We start from the raw sequence: 18,130 nt of genomic DNA, 5'->3' as shown, positions 1-18,130 counted from the left end.
CAATAAATCTTCCATTCTTTGGTTATCTAATAGCTTTGCCAATACGTCCCAAGATGTAATTGGTCGTTAAACAAAACTTAACCAAATCCCCCCATAGGGGCAACCCTATGAAATTATATTTAATGACAAACAACACACGTAAAAAAGTAGTTCTTTTCTGCTGTTTTATATTCCTATCAGCCTCCATTGGAATGTCCGCCCAATCGGGCAATGGAGCCAATTTTGGAATTGAGGCCGACACATACTCCGGGATCCCTGATGTAAATACGGACGATTGGTTTATTGGCACTTCCGGGCTGGGGGTTATAGACGAGAGCAGTCAAGTATTATTTAAAAATTACATCGACACAGGTGAAAATAAGGCATTTGAAGCTTTTATGAGTGAGCCCAACTACAGTAACATCAATGGAAAGTTGTGGTATGGCTCCATATTTGCCCATGATTATATTGCCGAAAAGAATGATAAGACAACTTTTGGTAATGGAAAAAACGGTGATAACCCAGCAAACTGGGTCGTTAAATCTTCTTCCATTTCAAAAAAAGCTGATATTGTTGATGCATTTGTCCATGTTAGACGTAATGGCATAACTCCTACCGATGAACTCTGGGTGAATATGGCAGTAAGCACCTCAGATAATGGAGGGGCACATTATACCGACGTTGAGTTTTTTATAGAAGAATTAAAATTAACAGGAAATACTTTTTCCAATGTCGGAACGGATGAAGGCCATACTTCATGGGAATTTGACGATAATGGCAAGGTTACTAAAATAGGAGACTTGGATGTTGGATTTGATTATTCTGGATCCAGTGTCATGAGCTTGGACATTAGAATTTGGATCTCACGAAAAGATTATTTGTCCAACACAGGTTTTCAATACACAGGTTTTGATGGAGAATCTCTAATATCAAAATACGGGTACGCTCATGTAAATTATGGAGGGAATACCTACAGTAAAATTAATGGTGTCCCCACAGATGCCCCACCTTGGGGCACTTTTAACACTGACCTATCACCTTCGAGCACTTACAGTAAGGAATCCTTGGCGGAGGTTGGTATTAATTTCACTGGTCTGGGTTTTGACCCAGCCACTATTTTTGGTCTGGAAGGAACATGTTATTTTCCATACAGTGCCGTTTTGGTCAAAACAAGGGGTTCTGCATCCTTTAATTCCGGCTTGGTAGATTTTTCTGGACCATTCCCGTTCTTAGGAACTGCCAAGGAAGGGGCTATTGACACAAGTATAGCTTTGCCTGCTAATTTTACTAGCTGTACTGGTACGGAAACACTCTCGCTTCAGGCAAATTTCAAGTCTCCAACAGCCCTTTATTTTTGGAAATCCCTAACAGAAGGGGTGACCTTTATAAATGGGACCGTTGAAATGGAGGGAGTAGGATTGGACGAGATTACAATAAACCAGCCAGGAACCTATGAGTTAAACATAGCGCCTTGTGAAGGCTGCATACCTGACCCCTCAAACGTAACCACAGTAATTGTTTATGCCCAACCATGTGCAAAAGATGACATGGTTATGGTCAATACAAATAATTCAATTGTCATACAGGCATTAGAGAATGACAAGGATCTTGATCAAAATATTGACATTACATCAATAAACAATAGTGGCCTTTTACAACCATCGCATGGGAATCTATCCATTGCCAAGTCTACAGGGGAATTGCATTATACACCAAACCCCGGATTTATAGGGGTAGATACATTTGAATATCAAATATGTGACACTACAGGATTATGTGATATTGCCAAGGTTACCGTTGAAACGCTGAACGATATTCCTCCACCTTTTGATGACTCGGACGGAGATGGGATATTGGACCGCTCAGATTTGGATGATGATAATGACGGTATCCCCGATCTACAAGAGTTAAATACGGTTATAGCCAATTCCCAACCACAATGCGGAGGTGAAACGACACTGGATTTTAGTGCAAATGCTGTTTTGGTCTCAGGGGATGCCCTAAAACAAGGGGCAGTATATAGAATCCCAAATGTAACTGGCGGAACGGATGCGCTGGTCACTATTGTTCAAATCTATAACGCCACAGTCAAGGAAATAGATAACAATAGTAAGGACAAGCCTGCATTTAGACCCTTTACAGCCTTTAATTTTACCAATAAGGGAGATCAAGGTTTGATTGAATATAAAATTAGGTTTGTAACTGCAGGAGGATCGTCACCAGTTGTATTGGACAGGATTCTGATGAATTTTAATGATATTGACGGTACCAATCAGTATGGGGAACAAACATGGAGTTACAATCCCACGAGTTATGTGATTGCCAATCCAACGGAATTAACCATGTCCACAGATGGGAAATGGGTAATAGGAACAGGAGGCAACAAAACTTATCCAGGGGCCAATAATAAGCAATCCCAAGTAAATTTCGGGGTGAATTATAATTCCAGATCGGAAATAACCATTCGTGTGGGAGCCGTAGCAAGAATTCCAGGGGCTTCCTCTACCGAAAGACAACACAATATTGAATTTGGTTGTGTCACCAATTATATCGATCCACAGGTCTTTGGCTTGGATAACGACTCAGATGGAGTGACCAATCAACTGGATTTAGACGTGGATAATGACGGTATTTATGACGCTGTGGAAGCTGGTCATGAACAACCGCACACCAATGGTGTTGTAAACGGAAGTTTTGGCGCCAACGGTTTGGCGGATGTGGTAGAAACAACGGTGGATAGTGGTATAATTAATTTTACCATTAGAAATACCGATGGCTCCCAAGGTCCGGATTATATGGATACAGATAGTGATGATGACGGTTGTAGTGATGCCAATGAAGCCTATTTTAACATGAATGCCGATAAGGGTGATAACGAATATTACGGATTGGGCAACCCGCCCAAAACCAATGCCGATGGGGTTGTAATAGGCGCAACGTATCAAACACCAGCGGACATCGATAAAAATGGTATCTATGAATTTAGGGAGAATACTGCTCCCACTATTACCTCTCAACCCAAGGATCTAGAAATATGCCCGGAAAATAATGCAACCTTTAGTGTCACAGCTATTCGGACAGACCACTACCAGTGGCAGTTATTTAACGGTACTACTTGGGTTGATCTAAGTGATGCCGGTATTTATAGTGGTACTAATACAGACACCCTACAAATTACCAATGCGACAATTTTAGATAATGGCAATCAATATCGGGTGATGGTATCCAATGACACCTACATATGTCCTGCAGATGCTTCGGCTTCAGTCACACTAACAGTAAACACGCCCCCTGTTGTTACGGCCAATGCCTCTTCCACGAAAATAAATTCAGGGGAACCAGTTACCTTAACAGGGGCCGGAGCAGATTCTTATATGTGGGATAATGGTGCCGTGGATGGTGTACCGGTCATTTTATTCTCAACAACCACTTTTACCGTAATCGGTACCAATGCAAATGGCTGTGAACATACCGATTCAATTACCATAGAGGTGAACGGCACCGCTGATTTAAGCTTAAACAAAGATGTGGATATCAGTAATCCCAATGTAGGGGATACCGTACTATTTACCTTAACAGTAACCAATGACGGTCCCGATGATGCAACCAATGTGACAGTGGTGGATAATGTGCCAAGTGGATTCTCTATTGGCACCATTGGCAATGGAGGTACTTTAAATGCAAATACAATTACATGGATATTGCCTTCTGTTGGGGTTGGAACACAGGTTCTGACCTATGAGGCGGTAATAAATGCCCCTTCAGGAACGGCTGATGAATACAAAAACATTGCTGAGATAACCCAGATGGACCAAGTAGATCCTGATTCTGCACCGAACAATGATGATAATGATCAAAGTGAGGACGATGAGGATAGCCATACCATCCCCATACCAACTGTAGATTTGGCCATTGACAAAACAGTGAACAAACCTGAGTCTTTTATTGGAGATACCGTTGTCTTTACCATAACTGTTACCAATAATGGCCCATATGCCGCAACAAATGTGGGAATCACCGATGTGCTGCCTGCCGGTTACGCATTTGTATCCTCAACCTCCACTAGTGGAAGCTATGATCAAAGTTCATCGGTATGGAAAATACCTTCTATAGGTGTTGGACAAACCGCAAACTTGAAATTAACAGTTGAAGTAGCTTCAATTCATGATTACAACAATATAGCCTCTTTGAGCTTTGTAGACCAAACAGACCCCAATTCCCAAAATAATAAGGATGAAATTGGCATTACGATCAATGAATTTTCAGATTTAAGCTTAAAAAAGACTGTTAATACTACCAACCCTAATGTTGGAGATACTGTCATCTTCTCTTTGATTGTGACCAACGACGGTCCCAATGACGCAACAAATGTTACCATAGTAGACCAAGTGCCGAGCGGATTTGCTCTAGGCAACATAAACAATGGTGGTATATTGGAAGGAAATATCATTACTTGGGAGATTCCAAAAATTGAAATTGGAGACAAAATATTGACTTATGAAACAATTGTATTGCCACCAACAGGTGCTGCAGGTGAGTACAAAAATATTGCGGGAATTACCAAAATGGATCAAAATGACCCAGATTCGTCCCCAAACAATGACAGTAATGACCAAAGTGAAGATGATGAGGACAATCATACTATTCCAACTCCTACGGTTGACTTGTCCATAAATAAAAAAGTGGATAGGCAGGAAGCCATGGTTGGGGATATTGTTGTTTTTTCCGTAACAGTCACTAATAATGGCCCCTACGATGCCACCAATGTAGAGATAAGGGATGTTCTGCCAAAAGGATACCAATTAGTATCTTCAAAGGTGGATAACGGCAGTTACAATCAAACCAGCTCCCTTTGGGAAATTCCATTTCTTAGGATTGGTGCTACTTCCCTATTAGAAATGACGGCCACCGTAACAGCAATTAATGACTATGTCAATATTGCTATTCTAACGTATGCAGATCAAATAGATCCAAACACGAACAACGATATGGCCGAAACCGGTATAGACCTTTTGGAAGAGCAATCGGTTGAAGATGAATGCCTTGTAATCTATAATGAATTCTCACCCAACAATGACGGTTTGAACGACGTTTTCTTTATAGAATGTATAGAAGACTATCCTAACAACTTCCTTCAAATTTTCAATAGATGGGGAAATAAGGTGTTCCAAAAGAAAGGATATAAAAATGACTGGCAAGGTACAGTTTCCGAAACCAGCTATTATGGAAAGGACATGAATCTTCCTGTGGGTACTTATTATTTCCTTTTGGACTTCGGAGATGGTAAAACCCCTGTAAAGAGCGGGTGGATATACATCAGTCGATAGGCTATTTCTAATAACATAAAGTTTAAACCATATTAAGTAAATGTTCCCCAAAAATTTTCAAGGTCCCCTTTTGTTATTGTGCCTTATAGCGTCTTTCTGTTATGGACAGCAAGAGCCGCAATACACGCAATACAATTACAATACCATGACAGTAAATCCCGGATATACAGGTTCCCGAGGTGATCTTACCATTCTCTCCCTTTATAGGAGCCAATGGGACGGAATTGAAGGCGCACCAAAAACCATAACGTTTGGTATAGAAGCTCCTGTTGGTATTTTTGATGGGATTGGCCTTTCTATTGTCCATGATGAATTAGGCCCATCCCAAGAGACCTATATGGACGGTAATTATGCCCACAATATAATATTGAATAGAAGGGGGGACCGTCTGTCCCTTGGCTTTAAAGCCGGAATTAAATTTTTTAGTTTGGACTGGTCCAAAGGTCGCTATCGCGATCCTGAAGCCGCTTTCAATGAAAATATTAATAGTAGGGTGCTACCTACGATTGGCACAGGTCTCTTTTATTATACCAATAAGTCTTATTTAGGTTTGTCCACCCCAAATTTATTAACCGGACATCATTACGATAACATTAAAGAGTCTGAAGCCACAGACCGAATTCATCTATACGTAATTGGGGGCTATGTTTTTGACCTTAATCCCGATTTAAAATTTAAACCCTCGTTCTTTATAAAGAATGTTATTGCCGGCACTATGTCCATTGACGTTTCCATAAACTTCCTTATTTACGAAACTTTGAATTTAGGCGTTAACTATAGACGGGAGGATTCATTGAGCGGCCTCTTTGGTTTTCAAGTCAATCCTAGGATCAATATAGGTTACGCATATGATTATAGCATAAACGAGCTAAACAATTACAATAATGGAACCCATGAGATACTATTTAGATATCAATTAATTTCCAAGGACAAAAAACTCAAATCTCCCAGATTTTTTTAATAAACCATACATGAAAAACCTTCTTACAAACTTATATTCTTGTTTTTTTAACCAAACCAACAGGATTGGATTTCGTTTCATTCAACCTTAATTGACTCGAAAAATGAAGTTTTTAGATTCTTCTCCTAAGCATAAACCCCTTGTTTACGACAAAATGCATCACTTTCACAACAAAAAGTAATCGAATGGCACTTCATCCGTTAAATTCGTAGTTTAAAGACCATAAGGATTTAAACTTACTGAAAATCAGAACGCTACACCAACTCAATAAATGAGTTGCTTTTTACGTTATCAATTAAAGATTTTAAAGACAAGTTCCCAATTAATAGCTGCACCAATGAAAAACCTTCTTACAACCTATATATTCCTTCTCGCTATATTATGCAGCGCCCAGGGTATAAAGAAGAATTACACAGCAAGTAATGGCGATTATGCCTCAGTTACACATTATAACAAAAGTCGAAACATTTATGCAACGGCACCTACCAAGAGAGTTTCCGGGGATGCGTTTAAAAGAGCGGCTGCCAAAAATAACATCAATAGTAGGACCTTCTATAACCTAAAAGGGGCAGAAGAAGGATATTATATAGTTTCTGGGGTATTTTCAGATTTGGCCAATGCCAAAAAATTAGTCCAAAAACTTAAGGGAAAAGGATTTAATGCCGGTTATATAAACAATTCCAACAATGGTCTCAATTATGTCTACCTGGCCCAATACGATTCCCTGGACCTGGCCATTAACTCCTGTAATTCCCAATTGAACGGGACCTACCAAGAGCCATTTTGGTTGATGAACGTGGACAATGGAGGTAAAGCCAATAAAATTGATATCAAGGACAAGTCTATAAACCCTTTACCCTTAGCTGACGATCTCTCCGGTACCAAGGCAACACAACAAGAGCCTAAACCTACAGATAAAAAGTCTTCCAAATCAACTACTTCCGAACAACAATTGTCCATAGATGAAGTAACATACGAGATGTTGAATGCCGTCGAGGAGGAAGAGGTACCTGTAAATAAAAGACGTTCCAAAAGAACGGTTACTTATTCTAAAGACAAGGATAGCCCCAATGCCACTAGGCTTATTCAAAAAGCAGATGAGTACTTTAATAAAATGTGGTATGCTGAGGCCGCTGAACTATACGAAGAAGCCTTAAAAAAAGATCCTAAAAATTACTCTTTTACCGTACTTGAAAAAGCGGGGGATGCCTATTATTACAATACGGACATGCCAAAAGCGTATTATTGGTACAACGTACTTTATGAAAGATATGAGAAGGACATGACTCCGGATCAACTTTTCAAGTATGCGCACACTTTAAAAGGTACGGGCAAATACGGTAGATCCAAGCGATTGATGCGTCTGTATGACCAAGAGATGGGAAAAAGCAAACCCAACAATACCAGAACGGCCCTCCATACAGAAAAGAAAGAGGCCGTATTGGATAATATTTTGAGTAAGGAACAAGATTTCGGAATTAAAAATTTGGCCATCAATACCAAGTATTCTGAATTTTCACCCATGTTCCACAACAAGGACGAAATTGTTTTTGCCTCTGCAAAGGATTCTTCCTTTTTACAAACCAGACGGTATAAATGGAACAATCAACCGTATTTAGACCTCTATGTATCCAAGATCAACCAAGAATCCCAGGATTTAAAAAGTGCCATTAAATTTTCCAAAAAAATAAATACCAAATACCATGAGGCCTCGGTTACGTTTGCTCCTGATAATCTTACCATGTATTTTACGCGAAACAATTATGGAAAGAAACTAAAAAGAGCAGAAAACGGAGACAACAATCTTAAAATATACCGATCAGTAAAGATTGATGGGGAATGGACCGAAGCCGAGGAACTACCTTTCAACAGTGATGAATATTCTACAGGACACCCTGCATTGAGTCCGGATGGAACAAAATTATACTTTGTCTCCGACATGCCCGGAAGTATAGGGCAGACCGATATTTTTGTTGTTGATGTCCTTGAAAATGGTCAGTATTCAGCACCAAAGAACCTAGGCCCTGGAATCAATACAGAACAGAAGGAGATGTTCCCTTTCATCAATGACAAAAAACTGTATTTCGCATCCAATGGACACGTAGGGTTAGGTGGGTTGGACGTTTATGAGGTGGCTTATGATGAGGAAGGATTTAAAGAGGTTGTAAATATGGGACAGCCTATTAACAGCAACAAGGATGATTTTTCCTATATCGTAAACGAAGATAACCAAAAAGGCTATTTTGCCTCGAACCGAAAAGGCGGTAAAGGCGATGATGACATCTATTCTTTTGAACGATTATTGGTTGAGGAAATCGTGCCCAACCAAAACGCCATTGCCGGAGTGGTGACGGAATTGGTTACCGGCGATATTATGCCACAAAGTCTGGTGACCCTTTTGGATGAGAACAATATTAAATTAAAGGAAATGGTCACTGGCGATGATGGTAGTTTCTTGTTTGAAGACCTGGAAGGCAAAACCAAATACACCATTAAAGTATCCCAGGACACTTATTTTGATCAAGAGCAGCAAGTAACCACTAAGGATAACGAACTGATAAATATTGATATTTCAATCAAAAAATTGAAGGACCTGATAGCCATAGAGAACGGTATACGCAAACTTAAAACTGACATGATCTATTTCGACTTTGATAAGTTCAATATTAGATCGGATGCAAGTTTGGAATTGGACAAAGTAGTCAATGTTATGAACGAGTATCCAGAGATGGTCATTAAAATTGAATCCCATACGGATTCCAGAGGTAACGATGTTTACAACAAATACCTATCGGATAGAAGGGCCAAATCTACCAGGGATTATATTATCTCCAAAGGTATTGATGCAGCCCGTATTGAAAGTGCCATTGGCTACGGAGAAGAACAATTGATCAACGAATGTAAAAATGGGGTGCGTTGTTCTGGCACCAAGCACGAATTGAACAGGCGTTCAGAAATTATTATCGTAAATATGTAAATGAACCTTCAGGAATATAAAAGTATTACTTAGCACACACCAACTAGAGCCATAAAAAAACATACTGATCCTTATGTTTTTTATGGCTTTTTTCATACCCATTCATTTTTAACCCCTTGCGTTTTATTTTGCTCATCCTCAACATATAGTTGTATGGATAAAGCATTATTTATACCCTTAATTTACACAGCTTCATTTTATCGTGTTTTTATGACCGTTTAACTTAGCGGTTTGTCGACAAAATTTACTGTTCATCGCCCATTAAACAATAAGCTCCTTTTCATCCGCATAAGCATCCATTTGACCTAATTTTTTTCGTAACTTCCTTTATCCCAGCGATCTTTGAGATAACTTAATCTTAAAATGTGGGGTATGACTAAACTATTACTTATCAAAGAAATTTATTTAGAAGGATTTAGAAACTTGGGACATTACATTGTCAAGAACTACTTAAAGGTCTTTTCATGGGTCTGTTTCGCACTCATCTTAGTCGCCATGTATGCCTTGGTATTTAGAATGTCTACAGGTTACGTTTGGGATTAATGTAAATTCCAACGACAATGAATATAAACCCCTTAGAATAACCTCTAAGGGGTTTTTTAATGTATCCCACCCTTGGTCTATCCACTTACCGAAACTTGAGCTGTTGTACCCCTGCAACGCCCGCTCCAAAGAATAGACCGTCCTGTCCGCTGTGGCCTTTGCTATTTTTCTGGGATCAAAAAACAAAGTAGAAGTATCCCAGCCCATTCAGTTCATCCCACAAAAAAAGCCGTTCACAGATGAAATTAAATAGGAGGTTTCCTACGTCCAATATATTGTCCCTTAAGCCAATAAATTATAAATCGGCCTATCATCAACCTATCTTTAAGATAGTATTAACCCGAAAAAATACCATTATGGACAAATTACTACTTGTTAAAGAAATATATCTAGAAGGTTTTAAGAACTTAGGACATTTATTGATCAAAAACTACTTCAAGGCCCTTTCGTGGTTTTGCTTTGGCCTCTTTGCCGTTGTGGTATATGCCTTTGTTTTCCGATTGATAACAGGATTTGCTTTTGATTAAATAAGGCAATCTTTTAAAATACTATTTTTCCCACAAAAAATGGTTAAGTAAATTTGTTTCTGTTTTATGTAAAAGGGTCGCGATGCGGCCCTTTTTTAGTGCTTTTAACGACCTCCTTTACACACGGCAACAAACTAGTCCATGCATTAGCATTTCAGCCTTAGGTGGGACCCCTATCAATTTAGAAAATCCGATTGGTTACAATTCAGAAATAAAAAAAAGCGATCCGATGGATCGCTTTGGATTTCTGAAATATAAATTCCGTTATTTCTTTTGGTCAACGAATTTAATAGACTTTAATATGGCCTCCAATTCAAACATATAATCCCTCTTTTCTGTGGATGGGGCAAAAGTAAAACCTTCAATGACCAGTTTCCGATTATTGGCCTCATCATTGATGATATAGGATAAAAATGGTCCAGCCATCGGATAACCATTGATCTCCCAAATTCCTCTTACTTCTACCGCCTTTTTCCCGGCAATCTCCGCAGGAAAGACGTAAGGAGAGAATGCCTTTTCTGTCATCATATAAGTAATCTTGTCCGGAACATCAGGTCCAGGAATATACCTTTGGCCAATTGAATCCCTCATCGCCACGATATCCTTTACAAAAGTGGAATCGTTCTTAAAACTATCCTCCGGCATACTGTAAACAATGATGTTCATGACCCCTTTAGGGATCTGACGGTCTATCCAAACAAAATTGTCCTCTTGTTTCCCAACTTTATATACGGAGGGCATGGAGAGGGTTATCCCATACTTATCTTTCAGGACCGTTTCTTTGTTCACCGACCTTAGAAACCTTTTTTGAGCTTCACTGATTTCTACAGACTTGAATGCTTCAATGATCTTGGCGGCATTTTCATCAATATTTTCAATAATTTCAGCCTCCGTGCTTCCTTTTATTACTGCCACCTTTTGTGGTCTTGCATAGACATCGGTTTTGATATGCCCTAAATCCAACGAATCCTTTTCTACAAACAATACCGATCTGGTATTTTTTACAGTACCTGTAAAAACAGCAGATGACATATGGTTTATAGTAAATAACGGTTCCTCCCATGATAGGCCAAGGACGGGTGCAGCAAAATATTCCCTTACCTTGTCCCCTACGGGTCCTTTCCAAAGTTCATTGTCCATAACCACTGCCACGGCATTGATGGCCCCAATGGATTCTGGCTTATATTCAATTTTCTTTTCTTTGCAAGAACTTACAGTAATTAAAAGAACAAGTAATAGTGTTCCAAATTTTTTCATGTTGGTTTGAGTATTAAGGTTTAACAACTGCACAATTTTAGTTTTGCGCCGATTTTAATGTCATTCCCTCTAATACCGTTCCATTCTCGCAAATTATCTATAGTAATTCCAGGATATTTTTTTGAGATGGTCCAAAGTGAGTCTCCGCTCTTTACCGTATGCACCTTGGCATCACTTGCCATTGCTGACTTGGTTGAACTATTGGACGATCTTGCTGAAGAATTGGAGGCTACAGAATTTTTTGTATAAATAGTAAGTCGCTGTCCAATCCTTACCGTATTTCCCCTTAGGCCGTTCCATTGTTTTATTTGACTCACGCCAACACCGTGCCTTTCGGCAATCCTACCCAAATAGTCACCACTTTTTACCCTGTACACTATCCGCTGCTCGGCATTTACCAATTGTGCCAAGGGCTTCTCTTCTGTCTCCAGCTCGGTTTTCACATGGGCGTAGATGGCGTTTTCATTATTGACAAACTTGCCCATGGCCTCCCTAGGCAACCTCAACACGTAATTTTTTCCTTCCACATAGGGGATAACGTCCAATTTGTAGGATGGGTTCAGAACCTTCAGTTCCTCTACGGAAACATCCACCAATTCGGAAATCTGATTGAAGGTAATCAGGCTTTTTACATGAACGGTGTCCGTGTCAAAGAAAGGTCTTTCAATCTTAACCCTTTGTAAACCGTGCTCTTCGGCGTATTCAAATATATACATGGCCGCCAAAAATGCAGGTACATAGCCCGCTGTTTCCCTAGGTAGATTTCTTCTAATATTCCAATAATTGGTATAGCCACCAGATCTTCTAATGGCCTTATTGACATTCCCGGGCCCAGAATTATAGGCCGCCAATGCCAAATCCCAATCGTTAAAAATCCCGTGCAGCCTGGACAAGTATTTAGCCGCGGCCTTGGTGGAAGCAATTGGATCACTGCGTTCATCCACATAACTGCTCACATCCAGATTGTACATTTTTCCGGTGCCGTACATAAATTGCCATAATCCTGTAGCTCCAACCCTGGACTTTGCCCTAGGATTTAATGCCGATTCAATTACCGCCAAATACTTGAGCTCCAAAGGAACATTGTTATTATCAAGTTCCTGCTCGAACATAGGAAAATAAAATTGGCTTGCTTTAAGCATCCGCTGCATAAAACCTCTCTTTCTGGTTAAAAATGTTTTGATCACATTTTCAAGGGAAGGGTTATATGCGATGTTAAAAGGGGTCTTTTGATCCAATATTTTCAACCTGGCCTTTAAGGTCTCCGTATCCAAATCATAATGATATATGGAATCGACTTCCAATTCGGTCACCGTGTTATAAATGGAATCAAAAAGACTTTGGTTGTCGTATAGCTCTTTTAACCAAAGCTTATCGTATTTGGCAGCATCCTTGCGGTCCGAAAGATTGTACTTATCGCTTACTTTTACCAAAATTGCAGGGGAGTCCTCCAATTGCCCTGGGGATTCCAAAAGTTCAATCTGCTCAACACCTTCCATATCCATCGCAATGGTGTCTACTGGTGCCTCCTGAACAACTTTATTCTTTCGTTGTTTTTTTCGGGTACCGTCCTTTTGTTGTGCCATAAGTGACACTGTAAAAAGGCAACAGAGTACCAGACCAATGTTCTTTAATTTCATCATAAGCTTTCTTCAGATTAAATTGGGGTATAACGAAAATCGTACAAATTTAGCAAACATTAAAAAATACAGTCTTAAAGTATTCGTAAACTAAATTGCCGCTACCATTCATAACGTTTCTAATCCTCTAATATTGCGGCAATTCCGGGCAAAACCTTCCCTTCCAAACTCTCCAGCATAGCCCCTCCACCGGTAGAAACATAGCTCACCTTATCCTCAAAACCAAACTGCTTTACAGCAGCGACAGAATCTCCCCCACCAACTAAGGAAAAAGCGCCTTTGCTGGTAGCCTCATCTATATAATTACCAATGGCAATGGTACCTTTGGCGAAACTTTCCATTTCAAAAACCCCTATAGGCCCATTCCATAAAATTGTTTTGCTCTGTAGGATCACCTCTTTAAAATTGGACAACGTTTTTGGACCGGCATCCAATCCTTGCCATCCATCGGGAATTGCATTTACTTCCACAGTTTTTGTATTGGCATCATTGCTAAAACTATCGGCCGCCAAGACATCCACAGGGATATGTACTTTTACCCCTTTTGCCTCGGCCTGTTTTAAAATATCCAGGGCCAAATCCATTTTATCATCCTCGCAAATGGAATCCCCTACGTTACCCCCTTTGGCCTTTATAAACGTATAGGTCATACCACCTCCAATGATCAAATGGTCTACCTTGCTCAAAATATTTTCTATAATGGTAATTTTAGAAGATACCTTGGAACCTCCCAATATAGCGGTAACTGGCTTTTCACCCGTTCTCATTACTTTTTCAATAGCCTCAATTTCCTTGGCCATCAAACTACCGAAACATTTTTTTCCTTTGAAAAATTGAGCTACAATGGTCGTTGAAGCATGGGCCCTATGAGCCGTTCCAAAGGCATCATTGACATATATGTCGCCCAATTTGGACAACTTTTCTGCAAAGCCCCGGTCTCCTTTTTCCTCTTCGGCATGAAAACGAAGGTTTTCCAATAGCAATACTTCTCCGTTTTTGAGATTGGCCACAGCCTTTTCCGCATCTTCGCCAATACAGTCATTAACAAATTTCACTTTTACCCCGATAATTTCAGAGACCACATTCAAGATATGCTCTAAGGACATATCTGCGTTTGGCTTACCATCTGGCCTACCGTAATGGCTCATCAAAACAGCGCTTCCACCATCTTCCAAAACTTTGATAATGGTTGGTTTTGCGGCTTCTATCCTATTGGTATCCGTAACATTGAAATCTGCATCCAAAGGAACATTGAAATCAACACGAATAAGGGCTTTTTTATCTTTAAAATTAAAATCGTTAATGGTTTTCATCTTTACAAGGATTTTTTGAGAGAAGCAAATGTAAAGATTTCTATAGTATGTTTAAACCAGGGATGCCAATTCTTTAGGGATCTGTCAAAAAACAGCTTCTTATTTGGTGTTTTATGACCATTTGCCCTCCATACCTTATAAAATATATCTGCATACATCCAAAACTCCACGTACATAACCATTATGGAGGAACCATCAAATAAACTATATTTGGCCTATGCTTTTTAAAGATATTTTAGGACTGCCCCACATAAAAAAACATTTGACACTCAGCGCTGATGCAGGACGTATTCCCCATGCACAGTTGTTTGTGGGAAGAGAAGGTTGTGGAACACTGCCTATGGCCATGGCCTATGCGCAATACATTATCTGCTCCAATGCACAAGGTGAGAACGCCGGGGGCAACGATGCCTGTAATATTAAATGCAACACCCTTTCACATCCGGATGTTCATTTCGCTTTTCCGGTATCCAATAGCGATAAGGTAAAGAGCCATGCCGTAAGTAACCACTATATGGAAGAATGGCGGGAGTTTCTAAAGGAGCAACCTTATGGCAACCTGTTCGATTGGTACCGACTTATCGGTATAGAGAAAAAGCAGGGGATGATTGGGGTTGACGAAGCCTTGGAGGTTGTAAAAAAGCTTTCCCTAAAATCTTACGAAGGTGGCTATAAGGTCATGATTATTTGGATGGCCGATAAAATGAATACTTCGGCCGCCAACAAACTATTGAAACTTATAGAAGAGCCTCCGGCCAAGACTGTTTTTATTCTTATTACAGAAGAAGAGGAACAAATTTTACAGACCATACGTTCCAGGTGCCAGATTCTTCATTTTCCTCCGTTGGCAGAGGATGTTATTGCACAGGGCCTTGTGGAAAAAGGACTTTCCAATGATGAAGCCTTGCGCATTGCACACGAATCGGATGGTAATTTTAACAAGGCTCTGGATCTGATGAACAAGGACTCCGAAGATCTGGTCTTTGAAAAATGGTTTGTACAATGGGTACGCAGTGCTTTTAAGGCCAAGGGCAATAAAGCTGCCATCCATGATCTTATCCTTTGGAGTGAAGAGGTGGCCAAAACGGGTAGGGAAACCCAAAAGAAATTTTTGTTGTACTGCCTCGCCGTAATGCGACAGGCCATGCTCTCCAATTACAATGTATCCGAACTTACCTATATGAAAATTCATGTGGAAGGGTTTCAATTGGCAAAATTTGCCCCGTTTATACACGAGAACAACATCATACAGATTACCCAAGAACTTGAAGATGCCATCTATCACATAGAGCGTAATGGGAACTCTAAAATAATATTGACAGACCTATCCATAAAACTAACGCGATTACTTCACAAAAAGGCCGCATAGCGCCGAAAACATAATAAATAAACTTGATTTTGTATGGAAAACATCACTAACAACGCCACCGAAATTCTCTTGCTATTTTTCTTGTTGATCACTTTTTTACAAAGTGGAATTGACAAACTTATTGATTGGAGCGGTAACCTATCTTGGTTGACGGGTCATTTTGCCCAGTCCCCTTTAAAGAATATGGTCCCTATGTTATTGGGGATCGTGGTGGTCACCGAAATGATTGCAGGAGTACTGTCTGCTGTAGGGTTGTTTCAAATAGCCACTGTAGGGGAGAGTCAGCTTGCATTCTATAGTGCAATCATATCCTGTGTGGCACTTTTAATGCTGTTATTTGGACAGCGGATGGCAAAAGATTACGAAGGCGCCAAGACCATTGCGGTGTACTTTATACCGGCTATCTTTTTGGTCTTCCTATTGCAAGGATAAAAGGGGTTAATTGCCTCAGGTCATCCAAAATGGCACAAAATAAAAAAACCGTCCAGTTGGACGGTTTTTTTTTGAGGCATCGAGCAGATTCGAACTGCTGTACAAGCTTTTGCAGAGCTCTGCCTAGCCACTCGGCCACGATGCCAATTTTGGTTTGCAAATCTACAAAAATTAATTCTAAGAAAAATCAATTTTCAAGTAGTTTTATTTAAACCCAGAACTAGGCCCATTTGTTCCCGTCCTGTCATCAATTCCAATAATGCACCATCGGGCTTTCTGGAAATTGAAAACGGTCTTAAAAAAAGACCGCTGCGTTTGAGGCATCGAGTGGACTCGAACCACTATAAAGGTCCTTGCGGGACCCCGTCTCTCCATTTCGACCACAATGCCAAATATGCTACAAATGTACTTTTTTATCCAACCAGAAAAAACTCAGCCTATGTTTTTCAACGAGTTCTTTGCAAGATAATCGAAACCATTTCGACGTCGCCACCAATTGGGGGGTTAATCTTGGAAACCGATATTTCCATGGCTTCCACGGTTGTCAATTCAGAAAAAACCCTGTCCATAATACGTTTGGCAACATGTTCCAATAGCTTGGACCTTACGTTCATTTCCTCCTTTACAATGCGGTTGAGATGCACATAGTCAACGGTATCCTCCAAATTGTCTGATTGTGATGCCTTTTCAAGGTTGGTTTCTACCTCAAGGTCTACCCTGTAATCACTGCCAATGATTGCTTCTTCCCGAAGGCAGCCATGGTGGGCGTAAACCCTGATGTTGCTTAACTTTACTTTCCCCAAAATCGATGTAAATTTTTACAAATTTAATCCAATTGAATGACAAGTTAGTACATACATCTACAATTACTAAGTCCTTGGAAGAGATCAACCCCTAAGGTAACCACATGGGTTCCGGTGCTGAAGCCCATAATTTCGTTCAAGATAACCTGATAGGAGTATCCGAAATAGAAATTGTTCTTTTTGAGGCCAAAAATAGGAGCAATATATAAGGGGTTTCCTATCTGATCGTTAAGGAATCGGTAATTGATACCTGTATAATAATAGTCCTCAAAATTGTAAAACCTGAATTTTACATTTAAATCGGTTACAGAACGCCCGTCACTCTCAAAATACTGAAAGAAGACCGAGGGCTCTATCTCCATATCGCTGTTTTTGTTCTTTTTATACCTGTATCCCGTATAAATATAGTAGTTCCTAAGCCTGTTGGGTTCAAAGACAGGATTGAATTTGGTCAAATCCTTATCGAGCAGGTTGGACGCATTGGCACTTAAATAGAACTTATCCTTGCGGTAAAGGATTCCTACATCAAAGTTATGATTCGTAGTGGCCCTATCATCGGTAACCGAAGCATCATTATTGTCCCTGAAATTTTCTATATCGATACGGAACTGGTTGAAGTTATAAGATATTCCAAAGGACATGAACTCGTCATCATAACGATCCAGTGTCAAATGGTGTGCAAATGAAAGTCTAGCTCCACGTTGCTTGGTCTCCCCGTTGCTATCATTGTATAGGAGCATTCCGATACCCGACTTTTCACCAATTCTGGCATCTGCTGCCAAAGATTGCGTATCCGGCGCATCTTTAATACCCACCCATTGGGTAAGGCCATTGATCCTAACCTTGATATGGTCTCCAATTCCTGAGTAGGTGGGCGATATTACAAATGGGTTATCGGCCAAATATTGGGAAAGCTGGGGTAGGGTCAACTCCTGTCCTCTGGAGGCCAATGCAACAAAAAGTAACACTAGGGTCAACGCCGTATTTCGCATAGTTCTTTTT

12 protein-coding genes and 1 tRNA gene are annotated in these 18,130 nt (G+C 40.1%); 7 read left to right on the top strand and 6 right to left on the bottom strand.

Going from position 1 to position 18,130, the window contains the following annotated elements:
• Positions 1-122 precede the first annotated feature (122 nt).
• From WAA86_RS01845 to WAA86_RS01825, 5 genes are all read left to right on the top strand, one after another.
• Entirely contained in the window at positions 123-5,306 is a 5,184-nt protein-coding gene (locus tag WAA86_RS01845) for a gliding motility-associated C-terminal domain-containing protein (RefSeq protein WP_337299263.1), read from the top strand.
• 40 nt (positions 5,307-5,346) lie between these two features.
• Complete coding sequence (locus tag WAA86_RS01840) at positions 5,347-6,267, top strand: PorP/SprF family type IX secretion system membrane protein (protein WP_337299262.1); 921 nt, start codon at positions 5,347-5,349, stop codon at positions 6,265-6,267.
• Between the two features lie 337 nt (positions 6,268-6,604).
• The gene (locus tag WAA86_RS01835) at positions 6,605-9,244 is read left to right on the top strand and encodes an OmpA family protein (RefSeq protein WP_337299261.1); all 2,640 of its coding nucleotides are present in this window, start codon (positions 6,605-6,607) and stop codon (positions 9,242-9,244) included.
• Between the two features lie 372 nt (positions 9,245-9,616).
• Positions 9,617-9,787 (top strand): DUF6747 family protein, encoded by a 171-nt coding sequence (locus tag WAA86_RS01830; RefSeq protein ID WP_337299260.1) that lies wholly within the window; start codon positions 9,617-9,619, stop codon positions 9,785-9,787.
• Positions 9,788-10,143: 356 nt separating this feature from the next.
• Complete coding sequence (locus WAA86_RS01825) at positions 10,144-10,314, top strand: DUF6747 family protein (RefSeq protein ID WP_337299259.1); 171 nt, start codon at positions 10,144-10,146, stop codon at positions 10,312-10,314.
• A gap of 264 nt (positions 10,315-10,578) precedes the next feature.
• Here WAA86_RS01825 and WAA86_RS01820 read toward each other — a convergent pair whose 3' ends face one another.
• The 3 genes from WAA86_RS01820 to WAA86_RS01810 all read right to left on the bottom strand — a co-directional run bounded on the left by WAA86_RS01820 (position 10,579) and on the right by WAA86_RS01810 (position 14,524).
• Positions 10,579-11,571, bottom strand: coding sequence for a DUF4837 family protein (locus tag WAA86_RS01820; protein WP_337299258.1), 993 nt, complete (start codon positions 11,569-11,571; stop codon positions 10,579-10,581).
• Between the two features lie 20 nt (positions 11,572-11,591).
• Positions 11,592-13,214: a lytic transglycosylase domain-containing protein gene (locus tag WAA86_RS01815; RefSeq protein WP_337299257.1), complete on the bottom strand. Its 1,623-nt coding sequence runs from the start codon at positions 13,212-13,214 to the stop codon at positions 11,592-11,594.
• A 116-nt stretch (positions 13,215-13,330) separates the two neighbouring features.
• Positions 13,331-14,524: a phosphoglycerate kinase gene (locus WAA86_RS01810; RefSeq protein ID WP_337299256.1), complete on the bottom strand. Its 1,194-nt coding sequence runs from the start codon at positions 14,522-14,524 to the stop codon at positions 13,331-13,333.
• Positions 14,525-14,741: 217 nt separating this feature from the next.
• Here WAA86_RS01810 and WAA86_RS01805 point away from each other — a divergent pair, with 217 nt between their 5' ends.
• Positions 14,742-15,893 carry a DNA polymerase III subunit gene (locus WAA86_RS01805; protein WP_337299255.1) on the top strand — a complete coding sequence of 384 codons (1,152 nt, stop codon included), beginning with the start codon at positions 14,742-14,744 and terminating at the stop codon, positions 15,891-15,893.
• Positions 15,894-15,926: 33 nt separating this feature from the next.
• Positions 15,927-16,325 (top strand): DoxX family protein, encoded by a 399-nt coding sequence (locus WAA86_RS01800; RefSeq protein WP_337299254.1) that lies wholly within the window; start codon positions 15,927-15,929, stop codon positions 16,323-16,325.
• A gap of 74 nt (positions 16,326-16,399) precedes the next feature.
• Here the strand turns inward: WAA86_RS01800 and WAA86_RS01795 are convergent.
• The 3 genes from WAA86_RS01795 to WAA86_RS01785 all read right to left on the bottom strand — a co-directional run bounded on the left by WAA86_RS01795 (position 16,400) and on the right by WAA86_RS01785 (position 18,120).
• Positions 16,400-16,470 (bottom strand) — tRNA-Cys (locus tag WAA86_RS01795).
• 301 nt (positions 16,471-16,771) lie between these two features.
• Entirely contained in the window at positions 16,772-17,128 is a 357-nt protein-coding gene (gene folB / locus WAA86_RS01790; RefSeq protein ID WP_337299253.1) for a dihydroneopterin aldolase, read from the bottom strand.
• Positions 17,129-17,172: 44 nt separating this feature from the next.
• Complete coding sequence (locus tag WAA86_RS01785; protein ID WP_337299252.1) at positions 17,173-18,120, bottom strand: PorP/SprF family type IX secretion system membrane protein; 948 nt, start codon at positions 18,118-18,120, stop codon at positions 17,173-17,175.
• Positions 18,121-18,130: the final 10 nt, after the last annotated feature.

Source organism: Sediminicola sp. 1XM1-17 (assembly GCF_037203765.1).
Classification (GTDB): domain Bacteria; phylum Bacteroidota; class Bacteroidia; order Flavobacteriales; family Flavobacteriaceae; genus Sediminicola.
The sequence above is the reverse complement of the archived record's forward strand: the minus strand, read 5'-3'. Positions and strand labels throughout refer to the sequence as shown.

Excerpts from the sequence above, each read along its gene's own strand:
- WAA86_RS01800 (WP_337299254.1), top strand. The coding sequence starts at position 15,927 with ATGGAAAACATCACTAACAACGCCACCGAAATTCTCTTGCTATTTTTC.
- WAA86_RS01785 (WP_337299252.1), bottom strand. The coding sequence starts at position 18,120 with ATGCGAAATACGGCGTTGACCCTAGTGTTACTTTTTGTTGCATTGGCC.
- WAA86_RS01825 (WP_337299259.1), top strand. The coding sequence starts at position 10,144 with ATGGACAAATTACTACTTGTTAAAGAAATATATCTAGAAGGTTTTAAG.
- WAA86_RS01845 (WP_337299263.1), top strand. The coding sequence starts at position 123 with ATGACAAACAACACACGTAAAAAAGTAGTTCTTTTCTGCTGTTTTATA.
- WAA86_RS01830 (WP_337299260.1), top strand. The coding sequence starts at position 9,617 with ATGACTAAACTATTACTTATCAAAGAAATTTATTTAGAAGGATTTAGA.
- WAA86_RS01835 (WP_337299261.1), top strand. The coding sequence starts at position 6,605 with ATGAAAAACCTTCTTACAACCTATATATTCCTTCTCGCTATATTATGC.
- WAA86_RS01805 (WP_337299255.1), top strand. The coding sequence starts at position 14,742 with ATGCTTTTTAAAGATATTTTAGGACTGCCCCACATAAAAAAACATTTG.
- WAA86_RS01815 (WP_337299257.1), bottom strand. The coding sequence starts at position 13,214 with ATGATGAAATTAAAGAACATTGGTCTGGTACTCTGTTGCCTTTTTACA.
- WAA86_RS01820 (WP_337299258.1), bottom strand. The coding sequence starts at position 11,571 with ATGAAAAAATTTGGAACACTATTACTTGTTCTTTTAATTACTGTAAGT.
- WAA86_RS01840 (WP_337299262.1), top strand. The coding sequence starts at position 5,347 with ATGTTCCCCAAAAATTTTCAAGGTCCCCTTTTGTTATTGTGCCTTATA.
- WAA86_RS01810 (WP_337299256.1), bottom strand. The coding sequence starts at position 14,524 with ATGAAAACCATTAACGATTTTAATTTTAAAGATAAAAAAGCCCTTATT.